This is a genomic window from Enterobacter sp. Res13-Sevr-PEC09-46, assembly GCF_015672585.1.
Lineage (GTDB): Bacteria > Pseudomonadota > Gammaproteobacteria > Enterobacterales > Enterobacteriaceae > Enterobacter > Enterobacter hormaechei_C.
On sequence record NZ_JADABR010000005.1, the window covers coordinates 609,114 to 629,390 of the forward strand.

The 20,277-nt window shown below is 57.2% G+C and carries 16 protein-coding genes; 5 read left to right on the top strand and 11 right to left on the bottom strand.

Annotated features, from left to right (window positions below; genetic code table 11):
• Positions 1–111: 111 nt before the first annotated feature.
• The 8 genes from IMQ56_RS04165 to aqpZ all read right to left on the bottom strand — a co-directional run bounded on the left by IMQ56_RS04165 (position 112) and on the right by aqpZ (position 10,284).
• Complete coding sequence (locus tag IMQ56_RS04165; protein WP_017384852.1) at positions 112–1,125, bottom strand: NAD(P)-dependent oxidoreductase; 1,014 nt, start codon at positions 1,123–1,125, stop codon at positions 112–114.
• Between the two features lie 92 nt (positions 1,126–1,217).
• Positions 1,218–2,654: an SDR family oxidoreductase gene (locus tag IMQ56_RS04170; protein WP_023296207.1), complete on the bottom strand. Its 1,437-nt coding sequence runs from the start codon at positions 2,652–2,654 to the stop codon at positions 1,218–1,220.
• 10 nt (positions 2,655–2,664) lie between these two features.
• The gene (gene ltaE, locus IMQ56_RS04175; RefSeq protein ID WP_023296208.1) at positions 2,665–3,666 is read right to left on the bottom strand and encodes a low-specificity L-threonine aldolase; all 1,002 of its coding nucleotides are present in this window, start codon (positions 3,664–3,666) and stop codon (positions 2,665–2,667) included.
• A gap of 38 nt (positions 3,667–3,704) precedes the next feature.
• Positions 3,705–5,423, bottom strand: coding sequence for a ubiquinone-dependent pyruvate dehydrogenase (gene poxB, locus IMQ56_RS04180; protein WP_047735325.1), 1,719 nt, complete (start codon positions 5,421–5,423; stop codon positions 3,705–3,707).
• 313 nt (positions 5,424–5,736) lie between these two features.
• A complete protein-coding gene (gene hcr / locus IMQ56_RS04185) occupies positions 5,737–6,705 on the bottom strand; it encodes an NADH oxidoreductase (protein ID WP_023303384.1) in 969 nt (322 codons plus the stop codon).
• Between the two features lie 10 nt (positions 6,706–6,715).
• The gene (hcp, locus tag IMQ56_RS04190; RefSeq protein WP_196063694.1) at positions 6,716–8,368 is read right to left on the bottom strand and encodes a hydroxylamine reductase; all 1,653 of its coding nucleotides are present in this window, start codon (positions 8,366–8,368) and stop codon (positions 6,716–6,718) included.
• A gap of 144 nt (positions 8,369–8,512) precedes the next feature.
• Positions 8,513–9,412, bottom strand: a complete 900-nt coding sequence (locus IMQ56_RS04195; protein WP_196063693.1) for a lysine exporter LysO family protein — start codon at positions 9,410–9,412, stop codon at positions 8,513–8,515.
• 176 nt (positions 9,413–9,588) lie between these two features.
• Entirely contained in the window at positions 9,589–10,284 is a 696-nt protein-coding gene (aqpZ, locus tag IMQ56_RS04200) for an aquaporin Z (protein WP_026080729.1), read from the bottom strand.
• Positions 10,285–10,575: 291 nt separating this feature from the next.
• Here aqpZ and IMQ56_RS04205 point away from each other — a divergent pair, with 291 nt between their 5' ends.
• Positions 10,576–12,234 (top strand): ATP-dependent endonuclease, encoded by a 1,659-nt coding sequence (locus IMQ56_RS04205; protein WP_017693708.1) that lies wholly within the window; start codon positions 10,576–10,578, stop codon positions 12,232–12,234.
• Here the strand turns inward: IMQ56_RS04205 and IMQ56_RS04210 are convergent.
• Positions 12,231–13,187, bottom strand: coding sequence for a VirK/YbjX family protein (locus IMQ56_RS04210; RefSeq protein ID WP_196063692.1), 957 nt, complete (start codon positions 13,185–13,187; stop codon positions 12,231–12,233). The two genes, IMQ56_RS04205 and IMQ56_RS04210, sit on opposite strands and share 4 nt — an antisense overlap.
• Positions 13,188–13,346: 159 nt before the next feature.
• Between IMQ56_RS04210 and macA the strand changes: the two genes are divergently transcribed.
• Together macA and macB are read left to right on the top strand one after the other, a co-directional pair.
• A complete protein-coding gene (gene macA / locus IMQ56_RS04215) occupies positions 13,347–14,462 on the top strand; it encodes a macrolide transporter subunit MacA (protein ID WP_039271212.1) in 1,116 nt (371 codons plus the stop codon).
• A complete protein-coding gene (macB, locus tag IMQ56_RS04220; RefSeq protein ID WP_045348970.1) occupies positions 14,459–16,399 on the top strand; it encodes a macrolide ABC transporter ATP-binding protein/permease MacB in 1,941 nt (646 codons plus the stop codon). The genes macA and macB overlap by 4 nt, the downstream gene beginning before the upstream one ends.
• Positions 16,400–16,469: 70 nt before the next feature.
• Here the strand turns inward: macB and cspD are convergent, their stop codons facing one another.
• Positions 16,470–16,691 (bottom strand): cold shock-like protein CspD, encoded by a 222-nt coding sequence (gene cspD / locus IMQ56_RS04225; protein WP_006809408.1) that lies wholly within the window; start codon positions 16,689–16,691, stop codon positions 16,470–16,472.
• 267 nt (positions 16,692–16,958) lie between these two features.
• Between cspD and clpS the strand changes: the two genes are divergently transcribed.
• A complete protein-coding gene (gene clpS / locus IMQ56_RS04230) occupies positions 16,959–17,279 on the top strand; it encodes an ATP-dependent Clp protease adapter ClpS (protein ID WP_006174393.1) in 321 nt (106 codons plus the stop codon).
• Positions 17,280–17,306: 27 nt separating this feature from the next.
• Positions 17,307–19,586: an ATP-dependent Clp protease ATP-binding subunit ClpA gene (gene clpA, locus IMQ56_RS04235; protein ID WP_006809407.1), complete on the top strand. Its 2,280-nt coding sequence runs from the start codon at positions 17,307–17,309 to the stop codon at positions 19,584–19,586.
• 204 nt (positions 19,587–19,790) lie between these two features.
• Here clpA and infA read toward each other — a convergent pair whose 3' ends face one another.
• The gene (gene infA / locus IMQ56_RS04240) at positions 19,791–20,009 is read right to left on the bottom strand and encodes a translation initiation factor IF-1 (RefSeq protein ID WP_002211347.1); all 219 of its coding nucleotides are present in this window, start codon (positions 20,007–20,009) and stop codon (positions 19,791–19,793) included.
• Positions 20,010–20,277 lie beyond the last annotated feature (268 nt).

The window sequence follows — 20,277 nt, forward strand, 5'->3', positions numbered from 1 at the left end:
CGTTTTAGTGTCTGCTCTTTCCCCTCACCCTAACCCTCTCCCCAGGGGGGCGAGGGGACAGTACGGTGCAGTTGTAGGCCCGGTAAGGCGCAGCCGCCACCGGGCAAAAGGCTAACGATGAAGTTTCCCGTGATCCCGTAACCACGCCGCCGTACGCACTATCCCTTCATCCAGCGATACAATCGGTTTATATCCCAGCTCGTTCTCCGCCCGCGAAATATCCAGCGTAAAATCAAAGTTGAGCTTCGACACACCGTAATGCGTCAGCGCAGGCTCTTTCGCCGATTTACTGCCAAAGCGCTCCATGCTGCGGGCAATCATGTCCAGCATCGGGTAAGGAACAGAACGGATCCGGCAGTCGATTTTTAACTCGTCAATCAGCCTTTGCACAATGCTGCGCAGGGTACAGGGTTCGCCGTTGGTGATGTTGTACGCGCGGCCCGACACCAGCTTATCGCATTCCGGCTGGCTCGCCAGCCACATGGCGTGAACGGCATTTTCGTAATAGGTCATGTCCACCAGCGCATCGCCGCCGCGCGGTAACAGCACGCTGCCGTAGTGGTGCATCATCTGGGCCAGTCGCGGGATAAAGACTTTGTCGTGCGGCCCAAACAGGCTCTGCGGACGCAGCACGGTAAAGCGGGTGTGCGGGTTTGACTGGGCCAGCAGGTCGATCACCTCTTCGCCCGCCGCTTTACTGCGGGCAAACTCACAGGCGAAGCGCGCCGGGCGGAAATCTTCCTGAATATCACGATGGTGGTGATAGTCGAAATAGAGCGACGGGGAGGAGATATGAATAAAGTTACGCACGCCCCAGGCGACGGCCCATTCGCCCAGACGACGCGTGGCGCGCACGTTAGCGAGATCAAAAGCTTCCTGGGTACCCCACGGGGAGGTAAAACTGGAGCAGTGCCACAGCGTATCGATACCGGCGAGCATCACCTTGGCCTGAGAGGAGACCAGCTCCGTCAGATCGGCATGGACAAATTCAGCGCCCATTTTTTGCAGGAGCTTACCCATCGCCTCATTGCGACCGGTGGCCCTCACGCTGATGCCTTTGTTGCGCAGAAACTCGACCGCATTTCGGCCTAAGCCGCTGGTCGCCCCGGTAACCAGTACCTTCATAACAATCCACTGTGTTGAAAAGAATTTCGTGCGCATTCTTTCGTGAATTACGATGTGTTGCAATGGGAAAGGTGAAAGATTAAGAGTTTTATTTAGTTATTTTCCCGCTTTTCTTCTGCCAGTTGCGCAATCCGTTTCGCCATTCCGCGGAAGATAAACAGGTGTGCCGGGATCATCAGCAACCAGTAAAACAGACCCGGCATTCCGTGCGGATGCCACCATGCCCGAACGTCCAGTTCACGATGGTCGCCGTTGTCCTTGAGGGTGAAGCAGAGCCGCCCCAGCCCCGGCGCCTTCATGCCAAACAGCAGCGCCAGCTGTTTTTCCGGCTCAACAATAATCACTTTCCAGCTGTCGACGGTATCGCCCACCTTCAGCCAGGGATGGGCAGGGCGGCCTTTTGCCAGCCGGTGACCGACCAGCAGATCCAGCGCGCCGCGCGTTTGCCACAGAATATTGCCGAAGAAATAGCGCTCTTTGCCGCCGATCTGGTTCACAACTTCCCACAGCGCTGCCAGGCTGGCCGTGGTTTTTACCGTACAGCCCGCCTGTTTCGGATAATAGCCGTACTCGGGCCGCCAGCGGGCAAACGCCTGCGCGTCATAACCCCAGTCGCTGGAGTTCACCAGCTTCTCTTCCTCTTTCAGCGTGTTGCGCACCGCGTCGTCAAAGCGGATGAGTTCCTGGGGAATTAAGGCGCGCAGCGCGCGATCGTCCGCCAGCAGATCGTGCTTCAACCCCTGGATAAGCGCTTTGGCGGTCGTCGGCGGCACGGAGGTGATCACATTCAAAAACCACACCGATATCCAGCGGGTCGGGAAGGGGATGGGGATCAGCCAGCGGTGGCGGCCACTCACCCGCATAAAATGTTCGAACTGCGCCTGGTAGCTCAGCACTTCCGGACCTGCCGCCTCCAGCACGCGATGCTGCTCCGCCGGGTGATCCAGCAATGCCACCAGATAATGGAGTAAATTCTCCAGCGCAATGGGCGTGGTGCGCGAGCGTACCCAGCGCGGCGGCGTCAGCACGGGCAGGTTGTAGACCATATCGCGCATCACTTCGAACGCGGCGGAACCCGCGCCGACGATGATCCCTGCCCGCAGTTCGGTAACGGGGATACGGGCGCTCCGCAGCGTTTCTGCCGTCAGCTGTCGGGCGCGCAGATGGTCTGACTGCTCGTGCTCAGGCGCCTGGAGCGAGCTTAAAAAAATCACCTGCTTCACCGGCGTTTGCAGCAGCGCATCACGAACGTTCATCGCCACCTGACGCTCGTGGGCGATAAAATCGCCGCCTTCGCCCATGCTGTGGACAAGGTAGTAAAGCGTATCGACCCCTTCCAGCAGCGCAGGAAGCGCTTTCGGCCAGCTAAGGTCAACGTTGTGACACGTCACGCCAGGCAAATGTAGCTTTTGCAGGCGTTCCGTGTTGCGTGCCGCTGCCAGCACCTGGTGCCCCTGCTGGCTTAACGCAGTGGTCAGATGCTGACCGATATACCCGCTGGCGCCGAGCACCAGAATACGTTGCGGCACGGTATGCTCCTTAACGCTGTAAAAATGCCTGCCAGTGTTCCACCACCTCGGTCAGCTGCTCGCGGTTAACGTCAAGGTGCATCACCAGCCGTACGACCGGGGAGGCGTTAATCAGCACGCCTCGGGCTTTCATAAAGTCGCCCAGCGCGGCAGCATGCTCATCGCCGACGCGGACAAACAGCATGTTAGTGTCGTGACGCATGACATCAGCGCCGATTTCACGCAGCTGCGCTGCCATCCACGCCGCATTGTCGTGATCGTCTTTCAGGCGTGACACGTTATTTTTCAGGGCGTACAGTCCGGCAGCCGCCAGAATACCCGCCTGACGCATCCCGCCGCCGGTCATTTTGCGCCAGCGGTTGGCGCGCCTGATGTAGTCCGCGCTGCCAACCAGCAGGGAACCTACCGGCGTACCCAGCCCTTTAGAGAGGCAAATGGTGAACGAGTCGCAATATTGGGTGATCGCTTTCAGCTCGCAGCCGTACTCCACCACGGCGTTGAAGATACGTGCGCCGTCAACGTGCAGGCCGAGCTTACGCTCGCGGGTAAAGTCCCATGCCGCTTTCAGGTATTCGCGCGGCAGGACTTTACCGTTATGGGTGTTTTCGAGGCTCAGCAGTTTAGTGCGGGCGAAGTGAATATCGTCGGCTTTGATTTTCGCCGCGACTTTGTCCAGCGGCAGCGTACCGTCGGGTGCGGCATCGATCGGCTGCGGCTGGATGCTGCCAAGCACCGCCGCACCGCCGGCTTCGTACAGGTAGTTATGCGCCCCCTGGCCGACGATATACTCCTCGCCGCGCTCGCAGTGGCTGAGCAGCGCCACCAGGTTAGCCTGCGTGCCGGTGGGCAGGAACAGGGCAGCCTCTTTACCGCTCAGCTCTGCCGCATAGCGCTGGAGTTCGTTGACCGTCGGGTCATCGCCGTAGACGTCGTCCCCGACCGGGGCGGCCATCATCTCTTCGAGCATGGCGCGGCCCGGACGGGTAACGGTATCACTACGTAAATCAATCATTTCACATCCCTTTAATTTAAGAGGTCTTGTGAAATGTTTTACCTGAGCCAGTTGGTTTTTGCTAGTTCGATCACTTCGTCACCGCGCCCGCTGATGATGGCGCGCAGCATGTAGAGGCTAAAACCTTTGGCCTGTTCCAGCTTGATTTGAGGCGGGATCGCCAGCTCTTCTTTGGCGACCACCACATCCACCAGCACCGGGCCGTCGATGGCGAAGGCGCGTTGCAGGGCGTCGTCCACCTCTGAGGCTTTCTCCACCCTAATACCGGTGATACCGCAGGCTTCGGCGATGCGGGCGAAGTTGGTGTCGTGCAGTTCGGTGCCGTCCGTGAGGTAGCCTCCGGCCTTCATCTCCATCGCCACGAAGCCCAGAACGCTGTTGTTAAAGACCACGATTTTGAGCGGAAGCTTCATCTGCGCCACCGACAGGAAATCCCCCATCAGCATACTGAACCCGCCGTCGCCGCACATCGCCACCACCTGACGTTCCGGTACCGTCGCCTTTGCACCCAGCGCCTGCGGCATGGCGTTGGCCATTGAGCCATGGTTGAACGACCCAAGCAGGCGACGTTTGCCGTTCATTTTCAGATAGCGCGCGGCCCAGACGGTGGGCGTTCCTACGTCGCAGGTGAAGATGGCATCGTCGTCGGCGAAGTGGCTGATCTGCTGCGCCAGATACTGCGGGTGGATCGCTTTTTCGCTCGGTTTGGCGAGATCGTCCAGCCCCTTGCGCGCATCGCGATAATCGCTCAGGGCTTTATCGAGGAATTTGCGGTCCGTTTTTTCTTCCAGCAGCGGCAGCAGGGCGGCGAGGGTGGATTTGATATCGCCGATAAGCGCCATATCCACCTTGCTGTGCGCGCCGATGCTGCCGGGATTAATGTCGATCTGGATAATTTTGGCATCCGTCGGGTAGAACGCGCGGTACGGGAACTGGGTGCCGAGCAGGATCAGCGTGTCGGCGTTCATCATGGTGTGGAAGCCGCTGGAAAAACCGATCAGCCCGGTCATGCCGACATCGTACGGGTTATCGTATTCAACGTGCTCTTTCCCGCGCAGGGCGTGCACAACTGGCGCCTTCAGCTTACCGGCAAATTCCACCAGCTCTTTATGCGCGCCGGCGCAGCCGCTGCCGCACATCAGGGCGATATTGCTGGAGTATCGCAGCAGCTGTGCCAGCTTTTTCAGCTCTTCTTCGGCAGGGGTAATGGTTGGCTGGGGCGCAGAGTACCAGTGGGTGGTGGCGGTTTCAGGTGCGGCCTTCAGCGCCACGTCCCCCGGCAGCACAACCACCGAAACCCCGCGATTCAGGATCGCCTTACGCATGGCTATCGCCAGCACCTGTGGGATCTGCTCCGGCGATGAGACCAGCTCGCAATAGTGGCTGCATTCACGGAACAGCTCCTGCGGATGCGTCTCCTGAAAATAGCCGCTACCGATTTCAGATGACGGAATGTGAGCCGCAATCGCCAGCACCGGAACATGGTTGCGGTGACAGTCGAACAGACCGTTGATGAGGTGCAGGTTTCCCGGTCCGCAGGAACCTGCACAGACGGCGAGTTCACCCGTAAGCTGCGCTTCGGCACCGGCGGCAAAGGCGGCGACTTCTTCATGGCGGGTGGGCATCCACTCAATAGTTTTCATCTTGTTAAGGCTATCGCTGAGTCCGTTCAGAGAATCGCCAGTGACGCCCCAGATACGCTTTACGCCAGCCTGCTCAAGGGTTTTCGCTATGTATGCAGCCACAGTTTGTTTCATGGTTGTCCGTCTCCTTTTTGTGATATCGCTTACAAGCTTAGAAGAAAGTCGCTGTATTGCCTGCTCAGTATTCTTTAAGTCCAGGTGGTTTTTCTGCGCGACGTGCCTGGCAAAGTCAAACAAATAACGGGCTGCCGCACAGGCAGTAGGCACAATGTAGGCCGGGTAAACGTAGTGCCGCCCGGCAAAAAGCCCGGTGGCGCTGACGCTTACCGGGCCTACAGGAGTTACAAAGGCAAATGAGCTGGCCTGCACGGACAAAAAAGCCCGGTGGCGCTGACGCTTACCGGGCCTACAGGTGAACCACGACAGATTATGCGAGGACAAGATCGCCCTGCGGATGGCACGAACATGCCAGCACATAGCCCTCCGCGATTTCCGCGTCGGTCAGCGTCATGGTGCTGGTGACCGTGTACTCACCGGAAACCACTTTGGTCTTACAGCAACCGCACACCCCGGCGCGACAGGCCGCTGCCACCGGTACGTTGTTGCTTTCCAGCGCTTCAAGCAGCGTGGTGCCCACGCGGCCAAAGAAGGTCTGCGCCGGTTGCAGCTTCGTGAACTTCATCCCGCTGGTCGCCGCTTCCGCTACAGGCGTGAAGAACTGCTCTTTGAAGAAGCGGGTCACGCCGAGCGCTTTCACTTCTTTCTCCACGATCTCCATGTACGGCGCCGGGCCGCAGGTCATCACGGTGCGGTTCGCAATATCCGGCACGCTTTGCAGCAGCTCGCGGCTCAGGCGCCCCGCGACAAAACCGTGCGTCGCGTTGTGCTCGGCCACCAGCGTCACCGGATAGTTGCGCCATTCTTCGGCAAAAATCACATCTTCCGGGGAACGAACGCTGAAAATCACCTGCACGTCGGCCTGAGGACGGTATTTCGCCAGCCAGCGACGCATCGACATAATCGGCGTCACGCCACAACCCGCCGCCAGCAGCAGGAATTTATCTTCCGTCTTGTCGTCACAGGTAAACTCGCCCTGCGCATCAGACAGCCAGATGTAATCCCCGCGCTTCACGTCCCGGGTCAGCCACTCGGATCCTGCGCCGTCATCAATACGACGAACGGTGAGCGTAATGTACTCGCTCACGCCCGGCGTGGAGGAGATCGTGTAGGCGCGCAGAGTATCCGCCGAATTACGCACGCTCACCAGCGCATACTGGCCCGCGCGGTACGGATAATAGTCATGGCACAGCAGCGACAGCGTCCACACATCCGGCGTCTCCTGATGGATGTGATGAACCTGCATCCGCCACGGACATTGTGAGGTTGGCATGGTCATGAGTTACTCCTTACGCGCTCAGCAGTTGCTTCATATCATCTTCAACGTTGGTCACGGAACGCAGACCAAATTTCTCGTTCAGGATGGCCAGCAGGTCCGGCGTCAGGAAGCCTGGCGCGGTCGGCCCGGTGACGATGTTGGTCACGCCGAGAGAGAGCAGGGTCAACAGGATAACGATCGCTTTCTGCTCGAACCAGGAGAGCACCAGCGACAGCGGCAGATCGTTCACGCCGCAGCCCAGTTTCTCTGCCAGCGTGACCGCCAGAATGATGGCTGAATACGCATCGTTACACTGACCCGCATCCACCAGGCGCGGCAGACCTTCGATGTTGCCGAAGTCCAGCTTGTTGAAACGGTACTTACCGCAGGCCAGGGTCAGGATCAGACAGTCTTCCGGTACGCGGGTGGCGAAATCGGTGAAGTAGTTACGTTCCCCGCGCGCGCCGTCACAGCCGCCGATCAGGAAGATGTGACGCAGTTTTTCACGGCTGACGAGGTCAATCAGGGAATCCGCCGCACCCAGCAGGGTTTCACGACCAAAACCGACGGTGATGAGGTGCGGAATTTCGCTGTACGGGAAGCCTGCCATCTGCTGCGCCTGAGCGATAACCGGACCGAAATCGTCGCCTTCAAGGTGGCTCACGCCCGGCCAGCCGACGATGCTGCGGGTCCAGATACGGTCGTCATACGCGCCGACGGTCGGGTCGATGATGCAGTTAGAGGTCATGACGATTGGGCCAGGGAAGCGGGCGAACTCCACCTGCTGGTTCTGCCAGCCGCTGCCGTAGTTACCGATCAGATGCTTAAATTTACGCAGCTCCGGGTAACCGTGCGCGGGCAGCATTTCGCCGTGGGTATAAACGTTAACGCCGGTGCCTTCGGTCTGCTTCAGCAGGTTGTAGAGATCTTTCAGGTCATGACCGGAGATCAGGATGCATTTGCCTTCGGTCGCTTTGACGTTGACCTGCGTTGGCGTTGGGTGGCCGTAGGTGCTGGTTTCACCGGCATCCAGAATGCTCATCACTTTGAAGTTCATCTGGCCGATTTCCATCGAGCATTCCAGCAGGGCGTTCATATCGGAAGGCCAGGTGCCCAGCCAGGCCATGATTTTGTGGTACTGGGCGTAAATAGCGTTGTCGTACTGGCCGAGTACGTGCGCGTGTTCCATATAGGCCGCAGCACCTTTCAGACCGTACAGGCACAGCAGGCGCAGGCCGAGGATGTTTTCGCCAATCGCCGCTTTGTCTTTATTGGGAGTAAATTCTGCGGCCTGACGCTGTAGCTCGCCCAGGTCGTCGCTCACCAGCTGTAGCTCCGCCATCGGGTTGTCCACGCGGGCGCTGGCGTCGGCATTCAGGCACTGCGCTTTCAGGGCTTCACGCAGGGCAATAGCTTCGCGGGCATAGCCCACAATGCGTGGAGAATCGAAGTTAACGTTAGTCAGCGTGGAGAAAAATGCGCGTGGCGCGAAGCTGTCGACATAGTGATCGACAATGCCATATTCACGGGCTTTGAAGGCCCAGGCGGACAAGCCTTGCAGCGTCGCAATCAGCAGATCCTGAAGATCGGACGTTTCTGCGGTTTTGCCGCACATACCCTGCGCGTAAGAGCAGCCGTTGCCTGCCAGGGTACGGATGGTTTGTTCACATTGCACACAAAACATAATCACACCTGTTAAAGTTATATTTGAGATACATGTTTAAGGTTATGCCTGTGCCACAACAGAGAAAAGTGCTTTCTTATACTAAGTGGAGGGTTATTGATTTAGCGCAATTTTGGCGGCAGGTTCACTACCGCCAAAGCAGTATCAGGCTGAGAAGAACGCCATCAGGATGGGGACCAGCAGGCTCAGAATAAAGCCGTGTACGATGGCGGCAGGGACCATCTCCAGCCCTCCCGAGCGCTGTAACACCGGCAGGGTAAAGTCCATTGAGGTGGCCCCGCACAGGCCCAGCGCGGTAGAGCGGCTGCGGCGTACCAGGCCGGGGATCAGCATGATGGCTATCAGCTCGCGCGCCAGATCGTTAAAGAAGGCGGCGCTGCCGATCACCGGACCAAACGATTCGGTCAGCAGAATACCGGAGAGCGAATACCAGCCGAAACCGGACGCCATCGCCAGGCTGGTTTTCAGCGGCAGATCGAGAATAAAGGCGTTAATCACTCCCCCCGCCAGTGAGCTGGCCACAACGATAACGGCAACCATCATGCCCCGGCGGTTAAGGACAATCTGTTTCAGCGTCATGCCATTATTTCGCAGCTGAATACCAATCAGGAAGAGCAGGAAAATAAGCGTATATTCGCTGGCTTCCGTTGCGTACTGTAAAAATGCCCAGCCGGTCAGACCCAGTAAAAAACCGAGTACCACCACGCCGCACAGTTTTAATGATTCCAGCGCCATCGCAATACGGGAGGGAAGCTTTTCCTGATGGTGGTGATTTTTCCAGGGAATAGTGCGTTCCAGCCAGAACAGCGCAGCAATATTGCACAGCAGAATAACCACTACCGTAACCGCAGAATAATGCAGGATGGAAAGCAAGTTCGTCGCCAGATTATCCAGGAAGGCCAGGCTGATCCCCATAAAGAACAGAATGACGTAAACAATCCAGCTGAGAAAGCGATTAATAAGCTTTAAGGCCGATTCATGACGCAGCGGAATAAGGTAGCCCACAATCAGGGGCAGAAGAATGATGAGGAGTCCTGAGAACATGAACAGCCGGTCCTTTTGAGTATCAGTTAAGCGCCAGAGACACTACCCAATAAAGGCTGTGAGGTAAAGCTACAAAAAAAGCCGGGTGGCGGCTGCGCCTTACCCGGCCTACAAAGTGCACACTAACGTAGGTCGGGTAAGCTTTAGCGCCACCCGACATTACAGACCGCACTTAATTAATCGCGTTTTTCCAGCAGGGTGCGATACAGCACGCCGCCCAGAATACCGCCGATAATTGGCATCACCCAGAACAGCCACAGCTGTTCAAGCGCCCAGCCGCCCTGGAAAATAGCCACCGCGGTGCTGCGCGCCGGGTTAACGGAGGTGTTGGTCACCGGAATGGAGATGAGGTGGATCAGCGTCAACGCCAGACCAATAGCGATGGGGGCAAAGCCCGCAGGCGCGTATTTGTCCGTTGCGCCGTGGATCACCAACAGGAAGCCTGCGGTGAGCACAATTTCAATCACGATGGCAGACAGCATCGAGTAGCCGCCTGGAGAGTGTTCGCCGAAGCCGTTCGACGCAAATCCGCTGGCCGCGGCGTCAAACCCGGCTTTTCCGCTGGCAATTACGTACAGCACCGCCGCGGCAATAATACCGCCAATAACCTGGGCAATAATATAGCCAATAATATCTTTCGCCGGGAAACGTCCGCCCGCCCATAATCCTAATGTGACGGCCGGGTTGAAATGACCGCCGGAAATATGCCCCACGGCGAATGCCATGGTTAATACAGTTAAACCGAATGCCAGCGCGACGCCGACAAAGCCAATACCTAATTCCGGAAATGCGGCTGCCAGTACTGCGCTACCGCAGCCACCAAACACCAGCCAGAATGTACCAAAGCATTCTGCCGCTAATTTTCTGAACATAACCACCTCAATAATAAACGTCCGCGCCCATTCCTGCGCGCGGGTTATATCGCCATAAAGGGATGACGACTCAAAGAGCCAGTATTTTGAAACCATCAACATCCCTTCGCCACTCAAATAAATTCACTAAATTTGATTTAAGGCAATGTGATGTCAATCCTTGTTCAGATCGGAGGTAATAAGAGCATAGCCCAATAATTAAGGGGGCGTATATTCTGCTGTCGTGACCCACAGCCTGCCGCTATACTGCTGATAACTTGAAGGAAAAAGTGGCCGAATTGCGGGGGATGTATGCTACTCGAACGTGTGGAGATTGTCGGGTTTCGCGGGATTAACCGCCTGTCGCTGCAACTGGAACAGAACAACGTCCTGATAGGCGAAAATGCCTGGGGTAAATCCAGCCTGCTGGATGCCCTGACGCTGCTGCTTTCGCCCGAAGAGAACTTGTACCACTTCGTTCATGATGACTTCTGGTTTCCGCCAGGGGATGTCAACGGACGCGAGAAACACCTGCATATCATTCTGACCTTCCGCGAATCCGAGCCCGGTCGCCATCGCGTGCGTCGTTTTCGCCCTATGTCGCCCTGCTGGGTGCCCTGTGAAGATGGTTTCCAGCGTATTTTCTATCGCCTTGAGGGCGAAATGGCGCAAAACGACGGGGTGTTAACCCTGCGTGAATTTCTTGATGAGAAGGGAAATCCGATCCCGCTCGATAATATTGACGAGCTTGCCCGCCATCTTATCCGCCTCTCCCCCGTGCTGCGCTTACGAGACGCGCGCTTTATGCGGCGGATCCGTAACGGCACCGTGCCGAATATGCCCGAGGTGGAGGTGACCGCCCGCGAACTGGATTTCCTCGCCCGTGAACTGGTCTCACGGCCGCAGAACCTCACCGACGGCCAGATCCGTCAGGGACTGTCTGCCATGGTGCAACTGCTGGAGCACTATTTCTCCGAGCAGGGAACGGGGCAGGCGCGCCACCGTCTGATGCGTCGCCGCTCGCACGATGAACAACGAAGCTGGCGCTATCTCGATATTATCAACCGCATGATCGACCGCCCCGGCGGGCGCACGCATCGGGTGATCCTGCTGGGATTATTCTCCACGCTTTTACAGGCGAAAGGGACGGTGCGCCTGGATCGGGACGCGCGCCCGCTGCTGCTGGTGGAAGATCCGGAAACGCGGCTGCACCCGATTATGCTTTCCGTGGCGTGGCATCTTCTTAATTTGCTGCCGTTGCAGCGAGTCACCACCACGAATTCCGGAGAGCTGCTCTCCCTGACGCCGGTGGAGTATGTCTGCCGCCTGGTGCGTGAATCCTCGCGGGTCACCGCCTACCGGCTCGGGCCCGGCGGGTTAAATGCCGAAGATGGCCGACGGATTGCGTTTCATATCCGTTTTAACCGTGCCTCTTCCCTGTTTGCCCGCTGCTGGTTGCTGGTGGAGGGGGAAACGGAAACCTGGGTGATAAACGAGCTGGCTCGCCAGTGCGGACACCACTTTGACGCCGAAGGGATCAAAGTGATCGAATTTGCTCAGTCTGGCTTAAAACCGCTGATCAAATTTGCGCGCCGGATGGGGATAGAGTGGCACGTACTGGTGGATGGCGATGAGGCGGGTAAAAAATATGCGGCGACCGTGCGCAGCCTGCTCAATAACGATCGTGAAGAGGAGCGGGAACATCTGACCGCGCTGCCTGCGATGGACATGGAGCACTTTATGTACCGCCAGGGATTTGACGACGTCTTTCACCGCGTGGCGATGATCCCGGTAGATGTGCCCATGAATATGCGCCGGGTGATTGCCAAAGCTATCCATCGGTCGTCAAAACCGGATTTGGCCATTGAAGTTGCGACGGAAGCGGGCAGGCGAGGCGTGGAGTCGGTGCCTACGCTGCTGCGTAAAATGTTCTCCCGCGTCCTCTGGCTGGCTCGCGGGAGGGCCGATTAACGGGCAGTCGCCTGCGAAACCTGTTGGATCAGGCTATCAAGCAGGGCATAGCGGCGGCGGTATTCGGACCGTTTTTTACTCGCAATCTCTTCCATCGGTTTGCGTGGCATGGTCAGCGGCAGGGCAAAGTTGCCGTTATCCTGCTGCTGTCCGCCAAGGGAGCGCCAGAAGCTGTCATAGTCAGCCAGCAATTTTCCCTCTTTTTTCTTGCGATAGCGCCAGCTGCGGTAGATGTGGGTGGCGTTACTCACCGCGAGGATCTGCTCGACCGGGAAGGCGCCTGCCAGCGTCATGACCGCTTCAACCAGCAGACGTTTTGGGAACAGTCCGTGACAGGCTTTGGTCGCCAGCTGAATGTGCTCGTGCGGGACATGCGCTTTCGCCCCCTGCATTCCGCCGATGAAGAGCGTTGGCTTGCCCTGGTATGTGCACAGCGTAAAGGTCAGCTCGGCCAGCACCGTGTTCTGGTGGTCGCAAAAAGTGAGGGTCGCTTCCCCTTCTTTGTCCAGAAACGCATCCGCGTTCAGGCGAACGCTAAACTGCTGCTCCTCTTTGCCCGTTAACGTCACCAGCATAATGCCCTGGCTGGAGAGGTAACCGTTCAGCAGCGACGCCGGAAGATGGCGGCTCATCATCTCATAGTGATCGTTCAATGCGTCCAGCGTAGTCTGACGGCCCATATCGACGGTCAGCCACGGCCGGTGCAGGCGGCACGGCAGGCCGGGCTGCACGCGCAGGATCTGCATCAGACGGGGCTGTTTTGCAAGATCTCCGAGCAGGCGCGCAGTGGTGAACGGCGTTGCCAGCGAGCGCAACATAAACTTACGTCGATAGGCCGGATTTTGCCACGCCAGCCCCGGCGTGAGGGAACCCGATGCCAGGCTTTTAAATAGTTGCCAGCCCGATTTAGGCTGGGGCAGCGTTGAATAGGGTGTATCGACGATGGAAGACATGTTAGATCCTGCTTCTGGTGGAATATCGCTATTTCAGCAGGCGCTTTATCAACATCGGGTAAACAATTCCCGACGATTACGGGGATCGGGGGTTTCGTTGAGGAGTGGTTTAGATAAAATCAACGGTGATGATAGCCAGAACAATTATTTGGAATATTTATGAACCTGAAGGGAAAACGCAGAAAGCTGTTTCTGCTGCTGGCGGTAGTGGTGTTAGCGGGCGGATTCTGGTTATGGAAGGTACTGAACGCGCCGGTACCACAGTATCAAACGCTGATTGTTCGTCCTGGCGAGCTGCAACAAAACGTGCTGGCGACGGGGAAACTGGATGCCCTGCGTAAGGTTGACGTGGGCGCGCAGGTCAGCGGTCAGCTTAAAACCCTGTCAGTTGAGATTGGCGATAAGGTTAAAAAAGGCCAGCTGCTGGGCGTGATCGATCCTGAGCAGGCGCAAAACCAAATCCGCGAAGTGGAAGCGACGCTGATGGAGCTGCGCGCGCAGCGCGCGCAGGCTCAGGCGGAGCGTAATCTCGCTCAGGTCACCCTGACGCGCCAGCAGGCGCTGGCGAAAACGCAGTCTATCTCGAAACAGGATCTGGACACAGCCGCCACGGAGCTGGCGGTGAAGCAGGCGCAGATTGGCACCATCGATGCGCAAATCAAACGGAATCAGGCCTCGCTGGATACGGCGAAAACCAACCTCGATTACACGCAAATCGTTGCGCCAATGGCCGGGGAAGTGACGCAGATAACCACCCTGCAAGGCCAGACGGTCATCGCCGCGCAGCAGGCGCCGAACATCCTGACCCTGGCGGATATGAGCACCATGCTGGTGAAAGCCCAGGTATCCGAAGCGGACGTCATTCACCTTAAGCCGGGGCAGAAAGCCTGGTTTACGGTGCTGGGCGATCCGCAAACCCGCTATGAAGGGGTGCTGAAAGATATCCTGCCGACGCCGGAGAAGGTCAACGACGCCATCTTCTACTATGCGCGTTTTGAGGTGCCAAACCCGCAGGGCGTGCTGCGGCTGGACATGACCGCCCAGGTGCATATCCAGCTGACCGGCGTGAAAAACGTGCTGACAGTTCCGCTCTCCGCGCTGGGTGAATCCGCCGGGGACAATCGCTACAAGGTGAAAGTGCTGCGCAACGGCGAAACCCGCGAGCGGGAAGTGGTGATTGGCGCACGTAACGACACCGATGTGGTGGTGGTAAAAGGGCTGGAAGAGGGTGAGGAAGTGGTCACCAGCGAAACCCTGCCCGGAGCCGCGCAATGACGGCGCTGCTTGAGCTGAATGACATTCGTCGCAGCTATCCGTCCGGCGACGGGCCGGTGGAGGTGCTGAAGGGCATCTCCCTGCGCGTTGAAGCCGGTGAGATGGTGGCGATTGTCGGGGCGTCGGGCTCGGGTAAATCAACGCTGATGAACATTCTTGGCTGTCTGGATAAGCCCACCAGCGGCACCTATCGCGTGGCCGGGACGGATGTTTCCACCCTGGACGGCGACGCGCTGGCGAAGCTGCGTCGCGAGCATTTTGGCTTTATTTTTCAGCGTTACCATCTGCTTTCACACCTGAGCGCGGCGCAGAACGTGGAGGTGCCGGCGGTGTATGCGGGCGTCGAGCGCAAAAAACGCCTTGAACGCGCGAAGGCGCTGTTAACGCGTCTTGGGCTGGAGGAGCGTGTTGATTATCAGCCTTCGCAGCTTTCCGGCGGTCAGCAGCAGCGCGTGAGTATTGCCCGTGCGCTGATGAACGGCGGACAGGTGATCCTCGCTGATGAGCCAACCGGTGCGCTCGACAGCCATTCCGGTGAAGAGGTGATGGCGATCCTGCATCAGCTGCGCGATCAGGGGCATACGGTGATTATTGTCACCCACGATCCGCAGGTGGCAGCGCAGGCGGAACGCATCATTGAGATCCACGACGGCGAGCTGGTCAGCAACCCGCCGCCACGTCAGTCCAGAGCGGCGGCGCCGAAAGAAGCCTTACCTGCGTCCACCGGCTGGGGACAGTTCTCCAGCGGCTTTCGTGAAGCGCTGACCATGGCCTGGCTGGCGATGGCGGCCAACAAAATGCGCACCCTGCTGACCATGCTCGGCATCATTATCGGTATTGCCTCGGTGGTGTCGATTGTGGTGGTGGGCGATGCGGCGAAACAGCTGGTGCTGGCGGATATTCGCGCCATCGGGACTAACACCATCGACGTTTACCCCGGCAAAGATTTTGGCGACGACGAGCCGCAGTATCAGCAGGCGCTGAAATACGACGATCTGGCGGCTATTCAGAAGCAGCCGTGGGTGAACTCCGCCACGCCTGCCGTGTCGCAAAACCTTCGTCTGCGCTACGGCAACATCGACGTGGCGGCCAGCGCTAACGGCGTCAGCGGAGATTACTTCAACGTCTACGGCATGACCTTCAGCGAAGGGGCGACCTTCAACGCGGAACAGCTGGCGGGCAGGGCGCAGGTGGTGGTGTTAGACGCTAACTCGCGCAGACAGCTTTTCCCCAATAAAACCCGTGTGGTGGGGGAAGTGATCCTGGTGGGTAACATGCCCGCCACGGTGATTGGTGTGGCGGAAGAGAAACAGTCCATGTTTGGCAGCAGCAAGATCCTGCGCGTCTGGCTGCCGTACAGCACCATTTCCGGGCGCATTATGGGACAGTCCTGGCTCAACTCCATTACCGTGCGAGTGAAAGAGGGCTACGACAGCGCGCTGGCGGAACAGCAGCTCGAGCGGCTGTTAACGTTGCGCCACGGGAAAAAGGATTTCTTCACCTGGAACATGGACGGCCTCTTGAAAACGGCCGAAAAGACCACACGTACTCTTCAGCTGTTCCTGACGCTGGTGGCGGTGATTTCGCTGGTCGTCGGCGGGATAGGGGTGATGAACATTATGCTGGTGTCGGTGACCGAACGTACGCGGGAGATCGGCATTCGCATGGCGGTCGGGGCCAGAGCCAGCGATGTGCTCCAGCAATTTTTGATTGAAGCGGTGCTGGTGTGTCTGGTGGGAGGCGCGATGGGGATTGCGCTCTCGATGATGATCGCCTTCGCGCTCCAGCTCTTTTTACCGGGGTGGGAGATTGGCTTCTCACCGATGGCGATCCTCACCGCGTTTTTGTGCTCCACCTTTACCGGCATTTTGTTTGGCTGGCTGCCGGCACGAAACGCCGCGCGGCTGGATCCGGTGGATGCGCTGGCGCGGGAATAACCCGAAAATAAAAATGCCAGCCGATCGGGCTGGCATTTTGCCTGCGGGGTGTACACAATGAATCAGAGAGCTATGCAACCGTTTCTGCTTCAACGGGCACGATAAGACTGGCGTGATTGCCTTTTGGCCCCTGGTGTACATCGAACCGGACGGACTGCCCGGCTTTGAGCGTCCTGTAACCATCCATCTGAATGGTGGAATAGTGAGCGAAGATATCCTCGCCGCCGCCTTCGGGGCAAATGAAGCCAAACCCCTTGGCGTTGTTGAACCACTTAACAGTACCCATTTCCATGCTTCGACATCCTTCGTAAATCTTATAAATTAAGATGGAATGAACCGGTGGTGGAGTGGGGGCTGTTCAAAACCTCGCCAACTCACGCTTGTACAATTTAGAGAAACGGAAGAAGCCGTCAAGCGTTTGGCGCTGGAGTTGGGACAATAATCAACCAAAATTTGAGGCAGTTAACGCTATTGCAACAGTTTGTGACAGACATCGCGGATGACAGTAATAGATGATTGTTATCTAACATCTGAGGTAGATTCAAAGTGGTTATGCATAATGGGTAAGACCAACGATTGGCTGGATTTTGACCAGCTGGCGGAAGATAAAGTGCGCGACGCGCTAAAACCGCCATCTATGTATAAAGTTATGTTAATGAACGATGATTACACGCCGATGGAATTTGTTATTGACGTGCTACAAAAGTTCTTTTCTTATGATGTTGAACGTGCAACGCAACTGATGCTTACCGTTCATTATCGTGGCAAAGCGATCTGCGGCATCTTTACTGCCGAGGTTGCGGAAACCAAAGTAGCGATGGTGAACGACTATGCAAGGGAGAACGAGCATCCGTTGCTGTGTACGCTGGAAAAGGCCTGATAAGGCATAAAATTGGGGGAGGTGCCTATGCTCAATCAAGAACTGGAACTCAGTTTAAACATGGCTTTCGCCAGAGCGCGTGAGCACCGACATGAGTTTATGACCGTCGAGCACCTGCTGCTCGCACTGCTTAGCAACCCATCTGCCCGCGAAGCGCTGGAAGCCTGCTCCGTGGATCTGGTGGCGCTACGTCAGGAACTCGAAGCCTTCATCGAACAAACTACACCGGTGCTGCCAGCCAGTGAAGAAGAGCGCGACACGCAGCCGACGCTCAGCTTCCAGCGCGTGTTGCAGCGCGCGGTTTTCCACGTCCAGTCTTCCGGACGTAGCGAAGTGACTGGCGCCAATGTTCTGGTCGCCATCTTCAGCGAGCAGGAGTCCCAGGCGGCCTACCTGCTGCGTAAACACGAAGTCAGCCGGCTCGACGTGGTCAACTTCATCTCTCACGGAACGCGAAAAGATGAGCCTAACCAGGCATCGGATCCCAGCGGACAGATCAACAGCAATGAAGAGCAAGCAGGCGGGGAGGATCGTATGGAAAACTTCACCACCAACCTTAACCAGCTTGCTCGCGTTGGCGGTATCGACCCGCTGATTGGTCGCGACAAAGAGCTGGAGCGTGCCATCCAGGTGCTGTGCCGCCGCCGTAAGAACAACCCGCTGCTGGTGGGGGAATCTGGCGTGGGTAAAACCGCGATTGCCGAAGGGCTGGCCTGGCGCATTGTGCAGGGCGACGTGCCGGAAGTGATTGCCGACTGCACCATCTACTCGCTGGATATTGGCTCGCTGCTGGCGGGCACCAAATACCGCGGTGATTTCGAAAAACGTTTCAAAGCGCTGTTAAAACAGCTGGAGCAGGACACCAACAGCATCCTGTTTATCGATGAGATCCACACCATCATCGGCGCAGGTGCGGCCTCCGGTGGCCAGGTGGATGCCGCTAACCTGATCAAACCGCTGCTCTCCAGCGGCAAGATCCGCGTGATGGGCTCCACGACGTACCAGGAGTTCAGCAACATCTTTGAGAAGGATCGTGCGCTGGCGCGTCGTTTCCAGAAAATCGACGTGACCGAGCCGTCGGTTGACGAAACGGTGCAGATCATCAATGGCCTGAAAACTAAGTACGAAGCGCACCACGACGTGCGTTACACCGCGAAAGCGGTACGTGCGGCGGTGGAGCTGGCGGTGAAATACATCAACGATCGTCATCTGCCGGATAAAGCGATCGACGTGATTGATGAGGCGGGTGCGCGTGCACGCCTGATGCCAGCCAGCAAGCGTAAGAAAACCGTGAACGTGGCGGATATCGAGTCCGTGGTGGCCCGCATCGCGCGTATTCCTGAGAAGAGCGTTTCTCAGAGCGACCGTGATACGCTGCGCACCCTCGGCAATCGCCTGAAAATGCTGGTCTTTGGTCAGGATAAAGCCATTGAGGCCTTAACCGAAGCGATCAAGATGGCCCGTGCTGGCCTGGGGCATGACCACAAGCCGGTTGGTTCCTTCCTGTTCGCCGGCCCGACCGGGGTGGGTAAAACCGAGGTGACGGTTCAGCTCTCCAAAGCGCTGGGCATTGAGCTGCTGCGCTTTGATATGTCCGAGTATATGGAGCGTCATACCGTCAGCCGTTTGATTGGTGCGCCTCCGGGATACGTGGGCTTTGACCAGGGCGGCCTGCTTACGGACGCGGTTATCAAGCACCCGCACGCGGTACTGCTGCTCGATGAAATCGAGAAAGCGCACCCGGACGTGTTCAACATCCTGTTGCAGGTGATGGACAACGGGACGCTGACCGATAACAACGGGCGCAAGGCCGATTTCCGCAACGTGGTGCTGGTGATGACCACCAACGCCGGGGTGCGGGAAACCGAGCGTAAATCCATCGGCCTGATCCACCAGGATAACAGCACCGATGCGATGGAAGAGATCAAGAAGATCTTCACGCCGGAGTTCCGTAACCGTCTGGACAACATTATCTGGTTCGATCATCTGTCTACCGAGGTGATTCATCAGGTGGTGGACAAGTTCATCGTCGAGTTGCAGGTTCAGCTGGATCAGAAAGGCGTGTCGCTGGAAGTGAGCCAGGAGGCCCGCAACTGGCTGGCTGAGAAAGGCTACGACCGTGCGATGGGCGCCCGTCCGATGGCGCGCGTGATTCAGGACAACCTGAAGAAACCGCTGGCGAACGAGCTGCTGTTTGGCTCGCTGGTGGACGGCGGCCAGGTAACGGTGGGGCTGGATCAGGCGAAGAACGAACTGACGTACGATTTCCAGAGTGCGGCGAAGCACAAGCCGGAAGCGGCTCACTGATTTTCTTTAGTGTAAAAGCCGGGTTTTTAACCCGGCTTTTTTGTGTCCGCTTTTCTCCCTCTCCCTGTGGGAGAGGGTCAGGGTGAAGGCATCAGAACGCACTAAAATACCTCTTCCTGAACAGCCACACTAAAGCCATAAATAAAAAAGGCCGGGATTGTCCCGACCTTTTAAATATTCATCTGCCATTACAGGCGAAAACAATTAGCGACTACGGAAGACAATGCGGCCTTTGCTCAGGTCGTACGGGGTCAGCTCAACAGTCACTTTGTCGCCCGTCAAAATGCGGATATAGTTTTTGCGCATTTTACCGGAGATGTGCGCAGTTACCACGTGACCGTTTTCCAGTTCTACGCGAAACATGGTATTAGGCAACGTATCAAGTACGGTACCCTGCATTTCAATATTGTCTTCTTTGGCCATCTAATCCTCTGGGGTATCACTACCAAGTTTTGAACCGGCAAGATAATGCCGAAATTCCTCAATTAAGTAAAGAATTGCGCGTTTAAAACGCAGCAAAACAGTCTCAGCGTATTGCCCAAGCGTCACGGTACAACCGAACGGAAAGCGCATTCGTAAAGGGGAGACGACAGGATAAACGTAAGGACGTTATCTGAAGCGAGGGTCCCAAACGGCGGCGGGGCAACAGGCAGAAGCTACTCTGCGGCGTAATTATAACACCCTCATAAAA

Coding starts and splice junctions, on each gene's coding strand:
- IMQ56_RS04165 (WP_017384852.1), bottom strand. CDS start 1,125: ATGAAGGTACTGGTTACCGGGGCGACCAGCGGCTTAGGCCGAAATGCG.
- clpS (WP_006174393.1), top strand. CDS start 16,959: ATGGGTAAGACCAACGATTGGCTGGATTTTGACCAGCTGGCGGAAGAT.
- IMQ56_RS04205 (WP_017693708.1), top strand. CDS start 10,576: ATGCTACTCGAACGTGTGGAGATTGTCGGGTTTCGCGGGATTAACCGC.
- aqpZ (WP_026080729.1), bottom strand. CDS start 10,284: ATGTTCAGAAAATTAGCGGCAGAATGCTTTGGTACATTCTGGCTGGTG.
- hcr (WP_023303384.1), bottom strand. CDS start 6,705: ATGACCATGCCAACCTCACAATGTCCGTGGCGGATGCAGGTTCATCAC.
- cspD (WP_006809408.1), bottom strand. CDS start 16,691: ATGGAAATGGGTACTGTTAAGTGGTTCAACAACGCCAAGGGGTTTGGC.
- ltaE (WP_023296208.1), bottom strand. CDS start 3,666: ATGATTGATTTACGTAGTGATACCGTTACCCGTCCGGGCCGCGCCATG.
- macB (WP_045348970.1), top strand. CDS start 14,459: ATGACGGCGCTGCTTGAGCTGAATGACATTCGTCGCAGCTATCCGTCC.
- IMQ56_RS04195 (WP_196063693.1), bottom strand. CDS start 9,412: ATGTTCTCAGGACTCCTCATCATTCTTCTGCCCCTGATTGTGGGCTAC.
- hcp (WP_196063694.1), bottom strand. CDS start 8,368: ATGTTTTGTGTGCAATGTGAACAAACCATCCGTACCCTGGCAGGCAAC.
- IMQ56_RS04210 (WP_196063692.1), bottom strand. CDS start 13,187: ATGTCTTCCATCGTCGATACACCCTATTCAACGCTGCCCCAGCCTAAA.
- infA (WP_002211347.1), bottom strand. CDS start 20,009: ATGGCCAAAGAAGACAATATTGAAATGCAGGGTACCGTACTTGATACG.
- macA (WP_039271212.1), top strand. CDS start 13,347: ATGAACCTGAAGGGAAAACGCAGAAAGCTGTTTCTGCTGCTGGCGGTA.
- poxB (WP_047735325.1), bottom strand. CDS start 5,423: ATGAAACAAACTGTGGCTGCATACATAGCGAAAACCCTTGAGCAGGCT.
- clpA (WP_006809407.1), top strand. CDS start 17,307: ATGCTCAATCAAGAACTGGAACTCAGTTTAAACATGGCTTTCGCCAGA.